General features: G+C 47.2%; 17 protein-coding genes and 1 pseudogene. 1 reads left to right on the top strand and 17 read right to left on the bottom strand.

Annotated features, from left to right (window positions below; translation table 11 throughout):
- Nucleotides 1–82 precede the first annotated feature (82 nt).
- The 6 genes from AC58PV_RS05310 to AC58PV_RS05335 form a co-directional block, all read right to left on the bottom strand.
- Complete coding sequence (locus AC58PV_RS05310; protein WP_497431226.1) at nt 83–892, bottom strand: response regulator transcription factor; 810 nt, start codon at nt 890–892, stop codon at nt 83–85.
- Between the two features lie 17 nt (nt 893–909).
- Nucleotides 910–2,700 carry a sensor histidine kinase gene (locus tag AC58PV_RS05315; RefSeq protein ID WP_497431227.1) on the bottom strand — a complete coding sequence of 597 codons (1,791 nt, stop codon included), beginning with the start codon at nt 2,698–2,700 and terminating at the stop codon, nt 910–912.
- A gap of 803 nt (nt 2,701–3,503) precedes the next feature.
- Nucleotides 3,504–4,604: a nitric oxide synthase oxygenase gene (locus tag AC58PV_RS05320; RefSeq protein ID WP_497431228.1), complete on the bottom strand. Its 1,101-nt coding sequence runs from the start codon at nt 4,602–4,604 to the stop codon at nt 3,504–3,506.
- Nucleotides 4,605–4,617: 13 nt separating this feature from the next.
- Nucleotides 4,618–4,947: a hypothetical protein gene (locus AC58PV_RS05325; protein WP_497431229.1), complete on the bottom strand. Its 330-nt coding sequence runs from the start codon at nt 4,945–4,947 to the stop codon at nt 4,618–4,620.
- Nucleotides 4,948–4,981: 34 nt separating this feature from the next.
- A complete protein-coding gene (locus tag AC58PV_RS05330; protein ID WP_497431230.1) occupies nt 4,982–5,680 on the bottom strand; it encodes a pirin family protein in 699 nt (232 codons plus the stop codon).
- A 104-nt stretch (nt 5,681–5,784) separates the two neighbouring features.
- On the bottom strand, nt 5,785–7,863 hold the full coding sequence (locus AC58PV_RS05335; protein ID WP_497431231.1) for a sensor histidine kinase: 2,079 nt from the start codon (nt 7,861–7,863) through the stop codon (nt 5,785–5,787).
- 108 nt (nt 7,864–7,971) lie between these two features.
- On the opposite strand from AC58PV_RS05335, the gene AC58PV_RS05340 reads away from it, so the two are divergent.
- Nucleotides 7,972–8,634 (top strand): response regulator transcription factor, encoded by a 663-nt coding sequence (locus tag AC58PV_RS05340; RefSeq protein WP_497431232.1) that lies wholly within the window; start codon nt 7,972–7,974, stop codon nt 8,632–8,634.
- A gap of 8 nt (nt 8,635–8,642) precedes the next feature.
- Here the strand turns inward: AC58PV_RS05340 and AC58PV_RS05345 are convergent, their stop codons facing one another.
- From AC58PV_RS05345 to AC58PV_RS05395, 11 genes and pseudogenes are all read right to left on the bottom strand, one after another.
- Entirely contained in the window at nt 8,643–9,005 is a 363-nt protein-coding gene (locus tag AC58PV_RS05345; RefSeq protein ID WP_497431233.1) for a response regulator, read from the bottom strand.
- A 403-nt stretch (nt 9,006–9,408) separates the two neighbouring features.
- Complete coding sequence (abc-f, locus tag AC58PV_RS05350) at nt 9,409–11,313, bottom strand: ribosomal protection-like ABC-F family protein (protein ID WP_497431234.1); 1,905 nt, start codon at nt 11,311–11,313, stop codon at nt 9,409–9,411.
- A 110-nt stretch (nt 11,314–11,423) separates the two neighbouring features.
- The gene (locus tag AC58PV_RS05355; protein WP_497431235.1) at nt 11,424–11,567 is read right to left on the bottom strand and encodes an RAxF-45 family protein; all 144 of its coding nucleotides are present in this window, start codon (nt 11,565–11,567) and stop codon (nt 11,424–11,426) included.
- 96 nt (nt 11,568–11,663) lie between these two features.
- Nucleotides 11,664–12,425, bottom strand: coding sequence for a sulfite exporter TauE/SafE family protein (locus AC58PV_RS05360; protein WP_497431236.1), 762 nt, complete (start codon nt 12,423–12,425; stop codon nt 11,664–11,666).
- A 109-nt stretch (nt 12,426–12,534) separates the two neighbouring features.
- The gene (locus AC58PV_RS05365; protein ID WP_497431237.1) at nt 12,535–13,080 is read right to left on the bottom strand and encodes a nucleoside/nucleotide kinase family protein; all 546 of its coding nucleotides are present in this window, start codon (nt 13,078–13,080) and stop codon (nt 12,535–12,537) included.
- Nucleotides 13,081–13,212: 132 nt separating this feature from the next.
- A pseudogene (locus tag AC58PV_RS05370) lies at nt 13,213–13,356 on the bottom strand (iron chelate uptake ABC transporter family permease subunit); the annotation flags it as partial.
- A gap of 423 nt (nt 13,357–13,779) precedes the next feature.
- The gene (locus tag AC58PV_RS05375; RefSeq protein WP_497431238.1) at nt 13,780–14,328 is read right to left on the bottom strand and encodes an NADPH-dependent FMN reductase; all 549 of its coding nucleotides are present in this window, start codon (nt 14,326–14,328) and stop codon (nt 13,780–13,782) included.
- 148 nt (nt 14,329–14,476) lie between these two features.
- Complete coding sequence (locus AC58PV_RS05380) at nt 14,477–15,589, bottom strand: Ger(x)C family spore germination protein (protein ID WP_497431239.1); 1,113 nt, start codon at nt 15,587–15,589, stop codon at nt 14,477–14,479.
- Nucleotides 15,586–16,656, bottom strand: a complete 1,071-nt coding sequence (locus tag AC58PV_RS05385) for a GerAB/ArcD/ProY family transporter (RefSeq protein ID WP_497431240.1) — start codon at nt 16,654–16,656, stop codon at nt 15,586–15,588. The genes AC58PV_RS05380 and AC58PV_RS05385 overlap by 4 nt, the downstream gene beginning before the upstream one ends.
- Nucleotides 16,653–18,080: a spore germination protein gene (locus AC58PV_RS05390; RefSeq protein WP_497431241.1), complete on the bottom strand. Its 1,428-nt coding sequence runs from the start codon at nt 18,078–18,080 to the stop codon at nt 16,653–16,655. The genes AC58PV_RS05385 and AC58PV_RS05390 overlap by 4 nt, the downstream gene beginning before the upstream one ends.
- A 426-nt stretch (nt 18,081–18,506) precedes the next feature.
- On the bottom strand, nt 18,507–20,270 hold the full coding sequence (locus AC58PV_RS05395) for a glycoside hydrolase family 35 protein (RefSeq protein ID WP_497431242.1): 1,764 nt from the start codon (nt 20,268–20,270) through the stop codon (nt 18,507–18,509).
- Between the last annotated feature and the right edge of the window lie 123 nt (nt 20,271–20,393).

Raw genomic sequence — 20,393 nt, forward strand, 5'->3', positions numbered from 1 at the left:
CTCAATCATTTGTGTGCTACGTGATTTATTGTAGCGCTTTCATTGCGGTTGCAGGGAGTAACAGCTATCGGGTAAACTTCCACTATTTCGAGGTATCTATCCGATCATTCCCATCCATCGTCTGTTTCCGATATTGATTTGGACTTGTCCCTTCGTACTCTTTGAACAGCTTGTTAAAATATTTGGACGTCTGATATCCCACTTGCTCGGAAATATCTGCGATGGTCAGCCTTGTCTGCAACAGCAGTTCTTTCGCCTTCTGAAGGCGGCTTCTTGTCACATATTCACTGAAGGTGAAACCCGTCTGTTCTTTAAAAAGGGCACTGAAATAGCTCGGATTCAGATGAATATAGCTCGCTACATCGCTCATACCAAGCGGATCTTGCAGATGCTCCTCCACATAAAGCACGGCCTGCTGGACGGGAGGGCTATAGGTTTTGCCACCGGTCTTGGCTTGCATCAGCCGAGAATCCACCATTTTCTCCATCGTCTCTACGCGGCCTCGTTCTTCCTCAATGCGCAGCGCCTGTTCAACAGCCTCGATCAGCTTGCTCTTCTGAATCGGCTTCAGCAAATAGTTGACGACGCCTAACTCAATAGCAGTTTGGGCATATTGAAAATCCGGATGCCCTGAAATGATGATCGCGACAGGTTTGTTTCCGATCGCTCTTGAGCCTTCCACGACTTGAAGACCTGTAACTTCCGGCATTCGGATGTCCGTGATTAACAGATGAACGGGCCGTGTTTGCAACAACTCCAGCGCCTCGGTGCCATTGCTGCAGCTGAGTATCTGATAACGCCCGATCGACCAGGCTTCTAGGGTTTTGCGAATGCCCTCTCTTGTTAAAGGCTCGTCATCTACAATTAAAATCGTTTTCCCCGATTGGATCATCGTGACCCTCCTCCAAGTTATTCGTCAGAAAAACTATTCTCGTAAGCATCTACTTGCATCGGAATATCAAAAGAGACACTGGTTCCTTGCTGTGGAGCACTCGTAATCGTTAAGCCACGGTAGCGATCTGGATGCTTCGGATAATAGAGCTGAATGCGTCGCTGCACATTGGCTATGGCCATTCCTTTGCCTTTGCTTTTACCAGAAGAGGTACTCACACCGCCTTGCTCCATAGAAGCTTGCACGGCTCGCAAGGTCTGTTCATTCATGCCCGGTCCATCATCACTAACGGTAATGCGCAGCTCTGTAGGTTCCAACGGTGAACGCTCTGTGCGAATCGTGATTAATCCTGGCCCTATTTTACCCTCCAACCCATGCAAAATCGCATTCTCCACTAATGGCTGAATCAGCAGTTTCGGAATATTCAAGTGATTGTAAGCATCCTCGCAATCAATCTCCCAGACGAGGCGCGAGCCAAATCTCACACTCATAATGCTTAAATAGCGCTTAATGTGCTCCAGTTCTTCCGATAGGTTGACCCAGACATCCTTGTTCGGATTGCCGATAACATAGCGAAATAAATCAGACATAGCGACAACTAGATCAGCTAGCTCTTCTTCCTCTTTTTCCTGTAAGGACCAGTACAGCGCTTCCAACGTGTTATATAAAAAATGAGGATCTATCTGCGCTTGAAGCGCCTGAAGCTCCGTTCGGCTTTGAATGACTTCCTTCTCATATACGAGCTTGATCAGTCGATTCATATTGTCCACCATTTGGTTGTACGTCATGTTCAAATCGTTCAGCTCTGCCGTGTAGGAATGCGTTAAGTTGGGCGTCAGCACGCCTTGTCGTGTATTTCTCATCGCGCGCATCAACCTAAGAATCGGCCTCGTTATCATTGAAGATAGCAGAAACGACAAGATAATAAACAGCACCAACCCGATCGCCCCTGATACGATAATCGCCCAACGCAGCACGGAAACCCCTTCGGTAATGTCACTCACGGGATACAGAATCATGAGCGTCCAGTTCGTCTGTTCCGAGAGCTGCTTCACGAGAATATATCGCTTCTGGCCTAGTGTGACCTGCTGCGCATCGTTATGCATCAGTTCACTGATGCTGGTTTGTGTTTCACCCTCCGAGACAATCGGCCTTGCCGAGCTGTCAGCCAGCAGCATTAATTCGCGATGCCCCGTATCAGGGAGTTGGCTTTGGAAGTCAAAATAGCTGCGATTCATCCGCACCATCAAATACCCGCCGTTCGAGAACCAACGGTCAATTAAATTGATCCGACGAATAGCTAGAACCGATTCCGGATTCTTCGGATCGCTCCCAATCCAAATCAGCCTGCCCTTCTCTTTATCCGCCTGCTCAATCCAGTTCGGCTTGACAAGTTCCGTTAGTTTCTGCTCATCCAGCGGAAACATACGCGCAAAGTCCGTCGTATACAACTCTACACTGCTCACACCACTATAGGCTTGGATGTGATTGGCGATTTTCAAAAGCGACTGACGCTCGCTGAAGTTTGGCGCCTTTCCTTGAACCGATGATAGGAATAATTGCTGCAAATACACATCATTTACAGCTTGTAGCGTCAACGTGTCGATCTGCGTAATGATCGCTTCCAGTCTGCCGTTCGCTTGACTGGCGATTTGCTTCATCTGTGTCTCTGCCTTCGTATTGAGGAGGGTAGACACCGAATTGTACGTAATTGCACCTGCACAAACCAGGACAATAATCATCACAGCAATAAATCCCGCTAACATCTGATTGCGCAATGTATTCCAGTTAACTAGCTTCTGCCACAAGCGGAGGTCCCCTTTTCGCGTAGAGTAATGGTGTGCGCTTTATGTAAGGCAAATGATACTACATCCGACTAAGTTTGGCTATTAAACTAAGGTGAATTTTGAAGGGCAAAATTTACCATACAACCCTACCGCGTCGGCGAAAAGGTATCAGGGCACTGTAAGGCCCTTTTGGGGCCTTATTCTACTTCGCGCCGGCTTCGCCTGTGCGTTAACACACCTTTTCGCGCGGCTCGGCGGCGGGCAGGGCTCTGTAAGGCCCTTTTCGGGCCTTATTCTACTTCGCGCCGGCTTCGCCCGTGCGTTAACGCCCAAAATGGGCGTTAACGCAGCCTTTTCGCGCGGCCCGGCGGCGGGCAGGGCTCTGTAAGGCCCTTTTGGGGCCTTATTCTACTTCGCGCCGGCTTCGCCCGTGCGTTAACGCCCAAAATGGGCGTTAACACAGCCTTTTCGCTCGGCCCGGCGGCAGGCAGGGCTCTGTAAGGCCCTTTTGGGGCCTTATTCTACTGCGCGCCTGCTTCGCCTGTGCGTTAACGCCCAAAATGGGCGTTAACGCAGCCTTTTCGCGCGGCCCGGCGGCGGGCAGGGCTCTGTAAGGCCCTTTTGGGGCCTTATTTTACTTGGCGCCGGCTTCGCCTGTGCGTTAACGCTACTAGACCGAAATGAATATCGGACTACACTCACCACCAGCATCTTAAACCCATCCTGAATACGTAAGAGGGAGCTTACGTTCTTATCTATCAAAAAAAGCCTACGCTCGTGCGCACCAATGGTGAACACAAGTGTAGACTTGTGAAATATCTCCGCTACAATTTCTTATCGCGATAGAAGAAATTAGGCAGCTTCACTTCATTTGTGTAATGAGAGTGAAAAATATGCGTCGTGGCTGGAGACAGCGGTGGAATCAGCCACGTCCAATCACCCGTGACATCACGCCCACTCGTCTCCTCGTTATCCTCGAACCGCTTAAACTGCTTCGCAGCCGTATGATGATCGACAATCGCGACGCCATGCTGCTGATAAGAATGCAGCACCGCGACATTCAGTTCCACCAGCGCTTTGTCCCGCCATAGGGAGGACTCGCGCTTCGTTTCGATTCCCATGATCTCCGCTACACGCGGCAGCAGGTTGTATCTGTTCTCGTCAGCCAAGTTCCGCGCGCCGATTTCGGTCCCCATGTACCAGCCGTTGAAAGGCGCCGCCGGATAGATCACGCCACCGATTTCGAGAACCATATTCGATACCATCGGCACGGCATACCATTGCAACTTCAATTCGTCGAAGCTTGGCAACTCCGGATGCGTGATCGGGATCTCCAAAATCAACGACTCCGGGATTTCAAATAGCTGAGGCGTGCGCTCTCCCACTTGAATTATCAGCGGCAGCACGTCAAACGGAGTCCCTGCCCCTTGCCAGCCGAGTGCCTGGCATTCCTTCGTGAAAGCTAGCGAGATCGGATCGCCAACGATACCTTGATCCGTCTCATAGCCTGCGTAGCGAATCAACTGTTCATTCTTGATCTGAACGACCGCCTTCCCGCTTCGGGAGGGTGGGAAAATCGTGATGACAGGGCGGATTTTGCCACCGTTCGTCGCAGTTTCGATATGCTGGAACAGCGCTTCGGCTACTCCAGCTTCTGTCTCTATATGGCGAGCATCGTGTACACGAAGCGACTCCCAGAACAAGCGGCCAATGCAGCGGTTACTGTTGCGCCAAGCCATTTTCGCACCATGCTCCAGCTCTTCAAAGGTGATCTCGTAATCTCCGTTATAGCGGATAGCGTCCGTGATATCAGCAATTCGCTCGGCGATTTGCGCCTGACTTTTGCCCAGTTCCTGGTAACATTCCTGAATAAATTCGCTTGCTTTCGCAATGACTTCCTCTAGTTGTTGATCCTGAACTTTCATCGTGTTGCTCCAATCATTTCACACTAAATTGGTCGGGAATGTACAAAATATGGGAGGTTGCTTGAATTGTTAGCTCCCCCTTGTCTTCAGTAAACTGAACGCCATCATCGCTGACATAGAACCATAATTTCCGTGTTGGCTCATTCTCAACCTCTTGGAACACGAATACGTTTAACTCATCTTTCCATTTCAAAAGCTCCGCTATCCGCTCAGGCTGTTCAATCTTCACACGAAATACCCATTGCTCGCCTTGCTGCTCGTACGTGTAGGGCACGGGATGTTTGCCGGTATCGATAAACGCGCGACCACCCACCGCATGCTTCACTAGAAAAGTTTCCTTCATCGCTGCAACCTCCTCTATCTCTTTCGTTTATGCTTTATGGCAGATCAATTAGCATGAAATGTGTATCTTCGATCGCACGGATCGTTAAGGTTGACTCATTTTGCATACGTGCGCTATCTTTCGTTTCTAGAACTGCGTCATTAGCCGTGCATTTCCCGCTAACCAGCATGAGGAAAATGCGGCGATTCTCACCTTGCTCGAATTGAAGTTCTTTCCCCGCATCCAGCTTGCTGAGGTAGATGCTCATATCCTGATGGATTTTGGCGATGTGAGGGCCTCCTTCAGGTGTGACAACGGGCAGAAGGTTGTTGATTAGAGCCTCCGGCTCATAGGTTACATTTTCAAAAGAAGGCTCCATGCCTCGCTTCTCAGGCATAAACCAAAGCTGGAACAGGCTCATCGGCTCCGTTTCCGATGCATTATATTCGGCATGAATGACACCGCTGCCTGCAGACATCCGCTGCACGCCATTGGACGCTGTTACGGCCACATGGCCAAGGCTGTCTTCATGCTTAATCGCTCCACTGAGCACGATGCTGACAATCTCCATATCGCTATGGGGATGCGGGCCGAACCCCCGCCCTGCTGCGATATCATCGTCATTGCAGACACGCATTACGCCAAAGCTGACATTTTCTTCATCAAAATAGTCGCCGAAGGAAAAGCTTTTGTGGCTCTTGAGCCACCCCAAATCTGTTGAATTACGCGTGTTAGCCGGAAATAGTTGGATCACAGCAATCGCCTCCTTAGTATGTACCTCTAGCTTATCACAACTGGAATACGGACTCCATGACGGAACCGTGGCGGAACTAAGTTGGTTGTGTGAAGAATCGGATATTACTCCATCCTATAAACCGGAAGCGTGAATGAAAATGTACTTCCTTCGCCTACTTTACTAACAACACCTACACGACCCTGATGCCGCTCGACGATTTCCTTAACAATCGCTAATCCCAGCCCGCTGCCACTAGCATTTCCTTCTATCTTCCGATAGAAGCGTTCGAACACATGTGATAATTCATCTTCCTCGATACCCGGTCCCTGATCTTTCACTTCTATGACAACTTCATAACGCACGGCATATCGGTTATCATTTGCAGGAACTATCCTGCAGTTAATGACAATGATGGCATTCATGCTTCGACTAAATTTGACCGCATTCCCCACGTAGTTGTTCAACACCTGCTTGATTCGTTTGGCATCCGCATCAATCCATACTTCATCCTTCTCCAGCAACGTTTCTAAACTGCCGATCCGCAAGGTGATTTGTTGACTAGCGAGATCTGCTTTCATCCTGAGAATCAAGTCCTCCATATAACTGCGTAGGTGATATCGCTTAAACTGAAATTGCAGTTGCCCTGACTCCAGCAAGGACAATTCAAACAAGTCATCGTTTAATCGCTTGACGTAAGCTGCTTTATCCAGCAGGGATTGCACAAAATCTGGTTGTTCCGCTGCGTTCACAAGCCCATCCTTCATTAATTGCATGTTCATCTGAATGCCGATTAACGGCGAGCCCATATCATGAGAGATATTCGCTAACATCTCCGTCCTGCTGTGGTGCATCTGAGCCAATTCCTTATTCTTGCGATGGAGATCTGCTGTTCTATCCGCTACTTTCAGCTCCAACGTCTGATTCAGCTGCTGTAGGTCTGAAGATAAAGCAGCGTTATGATTAAACAATCGCGCATAGCGGTAAGAGATAATAATCGCCTGCAAGAGAACAAATATAAAGATCGCATCGTATAGGATCTCAGCTGATACAATCATGCGTTGAAACAACATCACATCATTGACACAGGCGATAACGATGATAATATAGCCAATCATATTAATGAGTGCGCCTTCTCTTCTGCGCTTAACAGCGCAGATGCATACATAACCAATCGTATACATCGAAATCAGTAACATAAGGCCGAATTGAACCGAAAGGGTCTTCGTATATACACTCGCAGGCATGACTAAGATATACATACTGAAAAGGGAAGTAAGTACATGGGATATGACGGCCACTCTTCGATTCATTTCCTGAGGAAACATCCGATTCATCAGCATGACTAAGAACATATAAGCAATATGCCCTGTCAAATAATCGAGCTTCACAATCGTCTCCCAACTCATGAAGGGAGCTAGGATATCTACCAAATAGGTGTCTCTAATCCAGCCCCGCACGCCTATATCGATGGCTAACAGGCCCACAAACAAGGTAGCGCGATCACTTCTTCGAATCCCATAAATAATTAAATGATACAGCCCAATAACAAGTAATCCGCCAATGGTTAGTGCCGCCATCAGTTTCTTCTTCACCATGTAGGCCAGAAGATGATCCCCATCCCCGAACTTAATCTCCTTGATTGCCCCTTCACTTCTGGACCTATAATTGGAAGCTTGAATGACCACTTCCACTTCCGTGCTTTTCGGCTCAAAGAAAATCAGTTTCGCCCGCGATTGCGGTACTTCCTCTGTCATCATTTCTCCAACGACCCCAACACCACCAAGCATGTGCCCATCCACCCATATGGTGTACGCACTGGCAATATCGCTTATATATAAAGCTTTCTGTTGACCAATTTCATTCTTGGACAGTTTGAGTTGCAACCGATACGTACCCACTTTCACCTCTGTCAACAAGTGTTCATTTATCCGCTGTTTGTCCCAAGATTGAGGGATCTGTATATAATCAGGTTCCTCTGCATGACTAGTGATTTGTTCGGGGGTTAGCAATTGATTCTTGTAAAAAGCCCACTCCCCTTCAAGCGAGATTGCCTCTATTGGGTAATTAACTTTTGATACATCCACCGCTCCATTCTGAACAAGAACGTTGTGCTCGGATTTCGCTGTTACGGTCGATCCTCCAGCAAATAAGGGAATCATAAAGATGAATAGGACGAGACCATAGCGGTAGATAAAGATCACCTTCTAATTCAATTTGGGAGTTTACGATGATAATCCAATATATCCATGGTATGATTGATCTAAACGGTTCTAAAGCATCATACACTCCCGACCGGAGGATTACTAACAGTGACGACCTTTAAAGTTTTTATCACCGATGACGAAGTATTGATATGCAACGCTCTCAAAATTGTCATTCAGGCACAGTCGGATATGGAAGTTATAGGTATTGCCACAAGCGGCGTAGATGCACTAACTCAGCTCGATCGCATTCAACCTGATCTTGTTCTGATGGATGTGCGAATGCCTGGCATGGATGGGATTGCATGTACCAAGAAATTGAAGGAACGGTATCCGGAGATGCCCATCCTTATTCTCACAACTTATAATGAAGAGTCTTATATTATCGATGGGTTGGCACACGGGGCGAACGGCTACTTGCTTAAAGGACTCGAATTCTCACAGTTAATCGAAACGATACGGAGTACGCTTAATGGTCAGTATATTTTACCCGCTGAAGTCGCGGCCAAGCTGTCACGCTATCTCATGAATACACGAACTGCTCCGCGTGATATCTCGACATTGCCAGCATCCATCACCGCCAACAATCTATTTACCTCACGGGAACAGGATATTCTTCTTCTGTTAGGAAACCGATTATCCATTCGAGAAATCGCCGATGAACTGCATATTAGCGAAGGCACAATCAAAAATTACCTAACCATCATCTATGAAAAATTGAACGTATCTAGCCGTTATGAAGCTATTACATTGCTGAGAGCCAGCATCTGAACAGAGCCTTATACATTCATGAGATTATGAATGGCTTCAATGACTCTTTCTCCCTGCAAAGGCTTCACGAGAAAATCTTTCGCCCCGGACCTAATGGCCTCAAGTACCATCCTTTGCTGCCCCATGGCTGAACACATGATCACTTGTGCCTTGGGGTTGATTCTCTTAATTTCAATAAGAGCAGTAATCCCATCCATTTCTGGCATCGTAATATCCATGATGACTAAATCAGGCATGAGCATTTTATAATATTTTACTGCGTCTGCTCCGTTTGCTGCCTCCGCTACAACGACAAACCCAGCTGATATCAGCATATCTTTTAACATCAATCTCATAAAACCAGCATCATCAACAACCATGATCGAGTTCATGACGAGTGAATCCCCCACTTTACTGTATCGTTATTCTTACGCTAATCGGACTGCTAAATCAGTCTGTCTTCTAATTCCACTAACCTCATTATAGATGGACCATTCATTTCTTTTAAGTGACAAAAGGTCACAACTTTGTTGAAGATATCGTAGAAATTATAGTGAATCATGTAGAAAAAGAGGCTTTTTCAAAAGTCTATGTAGACTTATGAAACGCCTCTTTTCGTTATTAACTCCTATATAATAAAACGACTTTCCGTAATTTAACTGGATTTTCTCCATCTATTTAATCACGAAAATACCTCAAATTCGAGCACATTAGCTGTAGTTTTTACATCTAAATGCGATGCGGCAGTGGGACAGCCTCTTATACAGCCTTATTGTGACTAGCTCATATATCGGGTCACTCTTCCGCCTGCATCCAATGTTCATAAAGAGCATCCAATTGCCGCTGTACCTCTTCTCGCTTCTCCCACAGCTGTGCTAGCTCCGCCGCTGTCAACGCTTCGCTCCCCTGCTCCAGCTGGTTATCCATTAGAGCCAATTGCGCCTCTGCACCCGCGATTATCTTCTCCAGCGCATCTTTACCCTGTGTTATCGCTCCCTTATTCCGATGAATTCCCTCGGTTTTCGGTTTCACCTGAATGGGTCGCTGTTCTTCTACCCGCGGCACCTCTAAGGCACGCAGCTCTCCGCTTTTCTTCTTATAAGCATCATAATCACCCAAATAAACAGTGATCTTCCCCTGATCCAACTCCCATATTTTACGCGCCAGCCGATTGATAAAATACCGATCATGCGTCACCGCCAGCACCGTACCGGGGAATTCTTCCAAGGCATCTTCCAGCGCTTCGCGTGAGGCGATGTCCATATGATTCGTCGGCTCATCCAGAATGAGCAGGTTCGGTTTGCGCAGGACAAGCAGCGCTAGCCGCAGTCGCGTCCACTCCCCGCCGGATAAAGAGCTCACCGCTTTGAAGACATCCGCGCCGTAGAATAAATAGGAAGCCAGCCGCCCCCGCGCCTCGCCTTCTTCCAGCTTCGCTTCCTCGCAGAAATACGCGAGAACGGACTTCTTATTATCGGCTGGGTACGCTTGCTGCGCCAGATAGCCGATGTCGACGCGAGCCCCAAGCTTGAGCTCGCCGCCATCTGGCTGCACTTCGCCGAGCAGCATCTTCAGCAGCGTTGTTTTGCCTGAGCCGTTATGCCCGACGAGCATCACCTTCTCGCCGTACTCGAGTGCGCCATCCGCTTGGTGGAGCAGCACTCGGTCGCCGTATCGTTTCGACACCTGCTCGAAACGCAATACGCTGCGGCCAGAGCGATCCTCTGGCTTCAAATCGAAATCAGCCCCCTTCGGATCGAGTACAGGTCGCTTGAGCTTCTCCATGCGATCCAGCGCTTTCTGCATGGAGAACGCCCGGCGGAAGAACTTTTCATTTCCGCCTATCCGCCCCCATTCGATCAGCTGCTTGATCGTCTCTTTCATCTTGCGGATCACCTTCTGCTGCTCTTGATAATCTGCAAACTGCTGAAGCAGACGCACTTCTTTTTCCTTCACATAGCCTGAGTAGGAATTGTAATACGTTGTTGACTCACCATCTTCCAGTTCCACGATTTTCGTAACTACCAGATCCAGAAAGTAACGATCATGGGAAACAATGATACAAGCGCCGTCATACTGCTTGAGGTACTCCTCCAACCACTCCACACCTGCCAAGTCCAGATGGTTCGTCGGCTCATCAAGCAGTAACAGATCTGGCTTGCCGATTAACTGGGACGCCAATGTGATCTTCGTTTTCTCTCCCCCCGACAACGAGGAGAAGCTTCGCTCATAAAAACCCTTCGCAATGCGCAGCCCATTCGCCACTTGATCAATTCGCGCATCCAGCTCATATCCGCCTTCGCGCTCGAAGCGCTCTTGCAACTGCGCGTATCGATTCAACAGTTGATCCATCTGTTTCTCATCACCCATGCTCGACATTGCGCCTTCAAGCTGACGCATCGTCGCTCGGCACGCAAGCAGCTCTTCAAAACTCGCAGCCAGCACATCATACACCGTGAAGCGTTCCCAAGCTTTTGGGATTTGGGCCAAATACCCGATGCCGGTATCCTTGCGCACCGTTAATTGCCCTTCATCGGGCTTCTCCAGCTTGGCAATCAAGCGCAGCAGCGTTGATTTCCCGCTCCCATTCCGGCCCACAAGTCCGACACGTTCCCCCTGATGGATTTCAAATGTAACATCCTCCAGAACGAGCTGGGCACCGTGGTATTTCTTTATATTTTGACCATTAACAATTAACATAATAAAGGATCCTCCTAGGTTGTGAAGACGATCCCGACCTGCACGCAGCTAACACAAAAAGGCCGCAGGAAAATTCCTACGACCTTTCGGATCATTGATTCCGTAGAGGGTTAAGGTAGGCGTCTTCTCGTGAGTTGGTAAACCGTATGCGCATAAGTGGACAGACCTCTCGCGTCTTTGACTTCTGCATGAACGATGCCAGCCATCGCAATGGGTAACTGGCTCACACGGTTGTTTGCAAACTCTCGATTCATCCTACCTTCACCTCCTTCAATTTGCACTCTGCTCAAATAGTACCATAACCGTCGGTCAATTCGCAATGGACACGGGCCAATTAGTTGGCATAAAGCCTAAATCAAACTCCAAATCTGCTTGCCCACCAACAACACACATACGGTTATAAAAAGCGGCCGCACATACGCCGATCCCTTACGAATCGCCATGCGAGAGCCGAGTACTGCGCCGCAGACCATCGCTAGTCCCATCGGGATGCCGATCCAGTAATTAATGGATCCGAGCGCCATGAACGTAATTAAACTTGCGATGTTACTGCCGAAATTAAGTATTTTGGCATTGCCTGCTGCTTTAACGAAATCGAAACCGACCATCAGAAACGCGAAAATGAGAAAGGACCCCGTTCCAGGCCCAAAGAACCCGTCATAGAAGCCCAGTAGGAACGCTGCGCAGCCCATCAAGAAAGCCGTCCTCGTCGAGTACTGACTGAAGGTCGAGATGTCTCCCCAATTTTTGCGGAATATGGTATAAATCGTAATAAGAATCAGCATCACCACGACCAGTGGTTTCAGGAAATCGGAAGGAATCTGGCGCAGCACGAATACCCCGCACACCGCTCCAGCTAAAGATAACACGAACAATCCGCGCACCGCTTTGAGATCAACATTCCCTGTCCGCATAAACGAAATCGTGCTTGTCAGCGATGACATCGTCCCTGCTAATTTATTCGTACCTAGCGCCAACGCTGGTGGCAACCCTGTTGCAAGTAAGACTGGCACCGAAATAAGCCCGCCTCCCCCAACAACTGAATCGACATAGGCTGCCAAGAACCCGCCGACGATAACGAAAATCATCATTTCCCAACTCAAATGCAACATGATGTGAATGAACTCCTCTTGTGTCTGAATAAGTTTGGTTTGTCCATCACCTATTCTCGCACGATGAACCCGTTCAAGCAAGAATTTACCTTTGGTAAAATATAAAAGATTACTGGGATTGCTTGCGTAATTCCTCCACAATCCGATCTACGATACGCTCTATGGGCAATTCACCTGGAATGACAACATCCGAGTTTCCTTTCACCGACTTTTCCATTTCTAGATAAGCCGCTCTTCCCCTGATTAAATAGTTCTGTAAGTCACTTTGCAATTCACTAATTCCTTGTTTCTGTTCGTTGCGCAAGATGCGTCTCGCCATGGCGATATCCAGAGGGGTATCGATATACAATGCCAAATCAATAAAGTCACGGACGGCATCATTCAAGTAGGCAAAAGGATAATCAAGGAAAATATATTGGAGTGATTCTTCTTTTTGTAGAGATTGAATATCTGTAATGAGCGGGGAAAGCACCCATGCATTGTAATCGGCCCCTGCTTCTACCCATTCGCAAATATCTGGGCAATTCTCAAACTCATAATCGTCGAAATAAAGGGCCTTAGAATGATTCAATCTATGGAGCAAGTGTTGGATTGTCGTTGTTTTGCCTCCACCGGAAACACCTGAAACAGCTACTACACGTGGCTTTTTCTTCACATATCCCACACTCCATTAACAGAAATAATTATCCATATAAACATAATATACTTTCCCGTAAATCTGGCATAGACAAAAAGCCGCCAATCAACTCAGCAGCCTCTATCACTCCTAACAGCCCATCATCCCGACTTATCTTTTGTTTCGCGTAAGCAAATAAAGGAAATAAGGTCCTCCTATGACAGCAATAACAATACCCGTAGGGATTTCGGACGGCTGTAGAATCCAGCGCCCAATGGTATCTGCGGTAATGACTAGCAGCGAACCAATGAGTGAGCGCCTTCCTTAACTTAACTTAACTTATGCACATAATAATCTCAATCTAAGGTTATGTACATAGGAATAGACAACAACCTGGAGAAGTTAATGTCCACTCGTATACTTTAGGGATTAACTGGATTTCCTACATCTATTTCCGTGTAAAATTAAGCTTCGGGGAGTTTAACTGGATTTCCTACATGTAATTTCGTTCGAAATTGTCCCGTTTGGTGAAATTGGCCTGAAATAACGGGAGAAAATCCAGTTAGTTTGCCAAATGTTGTGATTTCAATTGAATTAGCAGCAGAAAATCCAGTTATTCGCTTGGCCAGTGCAACGATTCACGCTATAACCCACGCTCGCTGATAGCAATGTATCAAGAGATAGACAACCAAAACACCCCACAGCTCATCCCTGTGGAGTGTTTTCGTATACCTATATTTATCTCAACGTTTTCAACGCGCCGCTCCAAGCTTTCACTTGATCAAGCATCGCATTCACGTTATCTTTGTGTAGATCAGCCGGTTTGAACACGGAGAAGTTCTCGAAATCTGTGAACAAGGAGAATGTTGGATGCACACGAACGTCTGCTACCAATAGTTCACCTAGAATACCGCGCAGATGTTCAGCTGCACGAGCACCACCTGTTGAGCCATAGCTCACGATACCAGCGGCTTTGTTGTTCCAAGCCTCACGTGCTGAATCTAGTGCATTTTTCAAAGCTCCAGTAATGCTGTGGTTGTATTCCTGAACGATAAATACGAATCCATCTAGGCTATCAAGCTTTGTATTCCATGCGGCAAGACCAGGTTCTTCCCCTGTACCTTCGCCTAAGAAAGGCAGTTTATATTCTGCAATATCTACGATTTCGTAAGCAGCATCTCCGCGTGCATCCGCAATTTGCTTAATGTATTCGCCTACTTGCGGGCTAACACGTCCTTGACGAGTGCTTCCAAGAATAATACCAATTTTCAGTTGTTCATTCGACATCTTTGTTACCTCCTAAAATAAAGTGAATTACTTACTTAACGTAACTTCATCAGTATAACGATTTATTGGGTCAACTGGAAGTAGGCACTTAAAAGGTACCTGGTATACTTTAAGATACCTAAGATCTAGCCTCGTATGAGCCCATAGACTAATTGATAATCCCATGAGATATAATATCCACTTTTACGGAAACTTGAAAATTTACCTTCGGATACTCCGTTTCCCAGTTCATCTTTTTCCACGCATTCGGATAAAAAGCCATGACATCCCGCGCAATGCCCAGCGCATCTGAATTCGCTCGCTGTGTCAATGTGCAAATCTCATTCGCTTCTTCCGTGAGTATTTCAGAAAATCGCTGGCTCAATTGGGCGACCTGCTCCTTGTCCCCTAAACCCTCATGGGCAAATTCAACGACAGAGCCTTTCATTCGCAGATCCAGTTTCACCTGTACTTGCCCATCCTCATTGATCCAAACCTTCTTATCACGGTGTAGATTCGAAATATTCAGCGACAAATAGTCCGAGGGCTCATTTTGAGGCGATTCCGGGTCAATGTTCCGTGTAATCACACAGACGTCAGCTTTGACCCCATACATTAATAGGCACAGTGTAGATTGTTCGGGCGTTAACGAATATCCTGTATATTTACGTACATGCAATAAAGCCAAACCATCCACGACCGCTTTATCTGATTCTTTCCTAAGCAATGGGATGACGGGATCACGCCCCGAATCGTGTAACATAGGATAAAGGGAGTGCAAAGTTATGGAAGGAATCACGGTTTCATACCTAGCACTCATAATTATCTTTCGTAGATATTCTCCTGCTGTTGCCGATCCGATGCGATCGAGACGAATCAAATCACCAGCATTTCCCCGTACTATCGCCACTTTGGCCAGCATGGGATCGTTGGCATTCCGGAAGGTTGAGTCGAGAAGATTTGCTATATCTTTCTTGGCCAGCTTATCTCCGATGAGCATGACCTGATTCTTAGAAGTGCCTATGGGACCTGCAATTTGCAAGCCTATCTTTTTGTATAGTGATTCTTGCAACGTAGGTCCAGTAGCCGTTAACACCTCATGAACGGGCGCCGTTCGCTCTTTTCCTCCAGGAGATTGAATGGTTACAGTCGTTACAACATCATTCTTCTCGTTCAGATCAACAGACGTTGCATAGATCAGTTGGAGATTTTTAAGATCATTATGATAGTTGCAACCCGACAGCAGCAGTACTAATACACATCCGAACATAAGGGCTCTCATGTCTGTAGTTGCCCCCTTTTTCCCATCATCCATGCCAAAAGCAAGAGTACAATCGGTATCCCGAGAATGACGAAACTTTCCACATTTGAGACTTGTGACAACCACTGAACCCGCCTCTCCGATCTCCAAAATAGCCCTGTCGTACAAACCAGAGGAACTAAATAATACATGACCTTTCGGTGCTCATTATGATGAAACAGATAACCTAAACCTTTTCCCGCGCTATAAAAGTAACTGATCAAGGTCGCCGTCACTTTCACTAGCCACACAGAAAGAAAGAGTAAATCCAACCGTTCCAGAAATGGCAGCGAAATCCCATTCAAGTAGTAAGGCACTGGCTGAGGGATGAAATTAAGCGACTCTGGACTGAAGTTGAGAAAGCAGATGAAGACTACGATCACAAAAAAAGCGGTAGCCAATCCATTTGCCCACAGAATAGGGGTTAGCATGCTCTTGCCTTTTGTTTCAATATCCGAATTCAGGACAAGCAATACCTCAAAACCTAGGAATGAGAGTACCGAGCTTTTGATCCCCAAGATGATCTCATGTAGGCCTATGTGCCCTATTGGCAGTAAAAAGCGGTAATCCATCGTACGATAGCTTGTAAACAGCATGGCCACCAAAACAATGACCAGCAAGGTAATCATGGCGTGATAACGCACAATAATTCGTATATTTTCCCTCGCAAGGTACAGACAAACCACACAATTCGCAACGATCATGAGCCACGGATTAGAGAAAGGCAAGATCCATAGCTCAACGAACGTCATCTCCAGCAAAAGAATCAGACACGTCGTGAAAGCAAAATGGGCCGTGATGATCACTGTGATGGCATTACCCAGCCATTTTCCTACGATGAGGGGGAGGAATTCATAGATATTTTGCCGCGGAAATCTTTGGCATAGCAGCACGTAAGCCGTCAGAATAAGCTGCACACCTGCTCCCGCGATAAAAATGGACATCCATCCATTCGTGCCCGCGGCTTTATGCAAATCGTAAGGAAAGGAAAGTACGGCAATGCCGATCTGCGTCTGCAGGATGAAAGCAAATAATTGAACGCGTGTCATGATGCCCTCCGATCCGAAGCTTTCCCGCCGAAGATCCGTTTGGGCAACTGGACAAGCGTCGTCAATATTCGCCTAGGTTTGAATGGCATAAACGGGTAGAAGTAGGGCACACCAAACGTTTCCAGCTTACTTAAATGCATGAATAACAAGCTAAAGCTGAAGGCGATACCTACAAAACCTAGTAACGAGGAGGCTATCATAATGGGTAAGGAAATGAGCCGAATCGCTAGGCGCATTTCATGGGAGGGTATGCTGAACGATGCTACGGCTGTCAATGAAATGACAACAATCATTGCCGTGGAAACGAGATTGGCGTTAACTACCTCGCTCCCAATAACAAGTCCTCCAACGATGGATAACGTTGATGCGATCGATTTCGGCAATCGAATCGCCGCTTCCCTGAGAAGCTCTAGCACTGTCGTCATGAAGATGGCCTCCATGAAGGGATTGAACGGGATATTTTCCAAGGAAGCTTTCAACGAAAATACCAAATCAATCGGCAACACATCGAAGTGATTCGAGACGATCGCGATATAGACGGAAGGAAGTGCAATCCCAATCATGACACTGAGCAGGCGAAGGAGCCGAAAAAAAGTCCCATTCCACCAGCGGACATTGAAATCATCGGCCGCTTGAAAGAACATAAAGAACGTCACAGGTAGAATCGTCGCGTACGAGCTGCCGTCCACCAGTAAAGCCACACGCCCCTCCATTAAATGCGACACCGTGCTGTCTGGCCTTTCCGTAAAAAGCAATTGTGGAAACGGCGATAAATGACTGTTCTCTAGGCGGTTTGTGATTTGACCAGGGGATTTAATAAACGTATCCTGGTTGGCGAGAAGGTTAGCGATAATATCGTCAACCACGTTCATATTAGCCACATCACACATATAAAGCAGCTTTACATGCGTTGGGCTGTTAGATCCGAGTGTAAAGTGACGCTCAACTAAGTTCGCATTCTTCAAGCGTTGATGTATTAATTGCGCGTTGATGGCAACATCGTCCACAAACCCCACTTGAGAGCCTCGGATGATCTGCTCATTTTGCGGCTCCCCAACACTAGGCACAACCCTTGCACTTGCATCCACCAGAATAATATCCATTCGATGCTGCAGAAGAATCGCACATTTCCCTTGAAGCATAGCGTCCGCGGCAACTTTCAAATCGCCAACAACCTCGATATCCAAAATAGGCAGAATATCTTCCAGTTGCCCCTCCCCGGCTTGAAGCAAAGGACCTAGAATCTCGCCTTGCAACCTCGTAGAATCTGTAATCGTCGTTAGGTACAGAAGGCTTCCCTTCACACCATGCAACGTGAACGCTCTAGTTCGCACGTCATCCGACGAGTGGAAGCACTGGAATAGCTTCTGTATATTCACTTCCATCTCCTCCGAGATGGGATAAGAATCCTGCCCTACGTCCATTTCATTCCCTCCGCCCGACTGCATTTCCGTTAGTATTTACCAGTATCGGTGGATTATCCAGTTGGGGAAGTATCAAGTGAATTCACTCTACATTCACGCTGCCAATGTGCAACCATCAGCGGCCTTCCAACAGCTGAAAAGTGCAAAAGTGCAACTATTTTCGATCAAATACTCGGCTGTAGCTAGAATCGATGCGAAAAGGCATCCTTTTCTGCATTTTCAGCTCTACTAAGCCATTTTCGCCCCAAAAAGATGCCTATTTGCATCTATTACTGACGAATGGAGTGAATTCCGCTGAAAAGGATGCTCTTTTGCATTTTTGCTGCCGGCGTACTAGACGTAGACGAGGAAAAACCGCCCCGGCCTTTGGCCAGAGCGGTTTATAAGGAAACTTTAATGAATACTAAGCGCATTGTTAGCTCTACATTAACCCAAATCAGGCATATCTATCAGTTCAATGACAGCATTCTCTGTGTGATGAAGTTCCAATACGATAATCTCATTGCGCCCTGTTTGGAGAAGAGGAGCCGGCAGATACAACGTGTTTTGGGGTCCCTTTTCCCAGAACCGGCCAAGGTTGAAGCCATTAATCCATACGACGCCCTTGGACCAACCTGCCAACTTGACGAACGTATCTCCTGTTTCATCTACAAGAAATTCCCCGCGATAGAGCGTCGGACGATCAACCTTCGTCTCAACCTCCGCCCCCACACGCGCGAATGGAACTGCCGCTAGATTGTCTAGTGGGAGTGGATGAATCTTCCAGTCAAAAAGAAACTGATTATTCATTCGCACGCCTTCTGTAATGCCTTTGCAATCACGAAGACGAGGGCCATAATTGACGCGCCCCATATTCTCCACGACAATATCCAGCTTCGCGCCACCAGCAGGAATGTCCATCTGGAGTGGACGTGGATCCCATCGTTCGACCGTGCCTTGGTACACACCATCCAAGAAGACTTGTGCACGATCGTGTACTTCTTGCATGTGCAATTTCTCACCCACACGTGGCCCGGACACTCGCGTTGAGTACACGATGAAACCATAATCTTGTCCTAGATGTTCCATCGATACTGGGGTGACGTGTTGGATTGGTTTCGTCAGGTAAGGCAATGATTCCAGTACATCAGCCTTTTCTGTCAAAGCAATTTGCCCATAGCTTTTCTTCTGAATAGGCGCAGGCAGTGCTGGGAGTTCTTCCACCGTTTTTCCTAAATGATTGGCAATTACTTTACGTACAGCGCTATATTTCTCCGTCACATCACCGCACTCGGACAAGGGGGAATCGTAATCGTAACTCGTAATCGTTGCTTCATACTTCTCTTGGTAGTTGGCACCGTTATAGAATCCGAAATTCGTTCCACCGTGGAACATATAGAAATTAACTGAGGCCCCTGCTCGCAGCATCCGGTCAAACACATCCGCAACATCGCCAGCCTCCCGCGTGTGATGCGGTTTCAACCAGTGATCGAACCACCCGTTCCAGTACTCCATGCAGAAAAGCGGTTCATCCTCACGATATTGACGAAACTTCTCGAATGCTTCTTCCGGCTGTGAGCCGAAATTAACCGTAGCCAGCGTTCCAGGTACTGTTCCACCTTGCAGCATACCATCTTCAGGACCGTCTGAAGTAAACAGCAGCACATCCACACCGCGACTAATTAAGCCGTCTCTCAAATAGGTTATATACGCCGTATCGTTTCCGTAACTGCCGTATTCATTCTCAATTTGCACCGCTAGAATCGGCCCGCCATTCGTACTGAGCAGCGGCTTCAAACGAGGAATCAACTCATCGTAGTAGCGGTCTACTTTTTGCAAATACATCGCATCCATACAACGTAATTTCATTGAGGGATATTGCAGCAACCACGCTGGCAAACCACCAAACTCCCACTCTGCACAAATATATGGACTAGGCCGTACAATCACATGTAAACCTAAGTTTCCTGCCAACTTAACGAATGCCTCCACGTCCGCAAGGCCGCTGAAATTGAATTCACCTTCCTTCGGTTCATGCAGATTCCATGGCAAATACGTCTCCACGGTATTAAATCCGCAGGCTTTCAACTTCAATAACCGGTCCTCCCAATAAGCTGGTACTACGCGAAAATAATGAATAGCGCCCGATAGAAGTTGGATAGGTTCCCCATCTAGTAGAAATTGCTTGTTTCCTGCTGTTAAAATAGCCACGATGATCCCTCCGAATGTGCGTATAAGTGGTCTTTCCTATTCCTCTCATCATCGCTGATTCTTGCCGTTATGCTCAATCTCCAAATGGCGCAATTTCTATACCAAATGTGCCAAGGGATGGTA

The organism is Paenibacillus sp. J22FR83 (assembly GCF_059691955.1).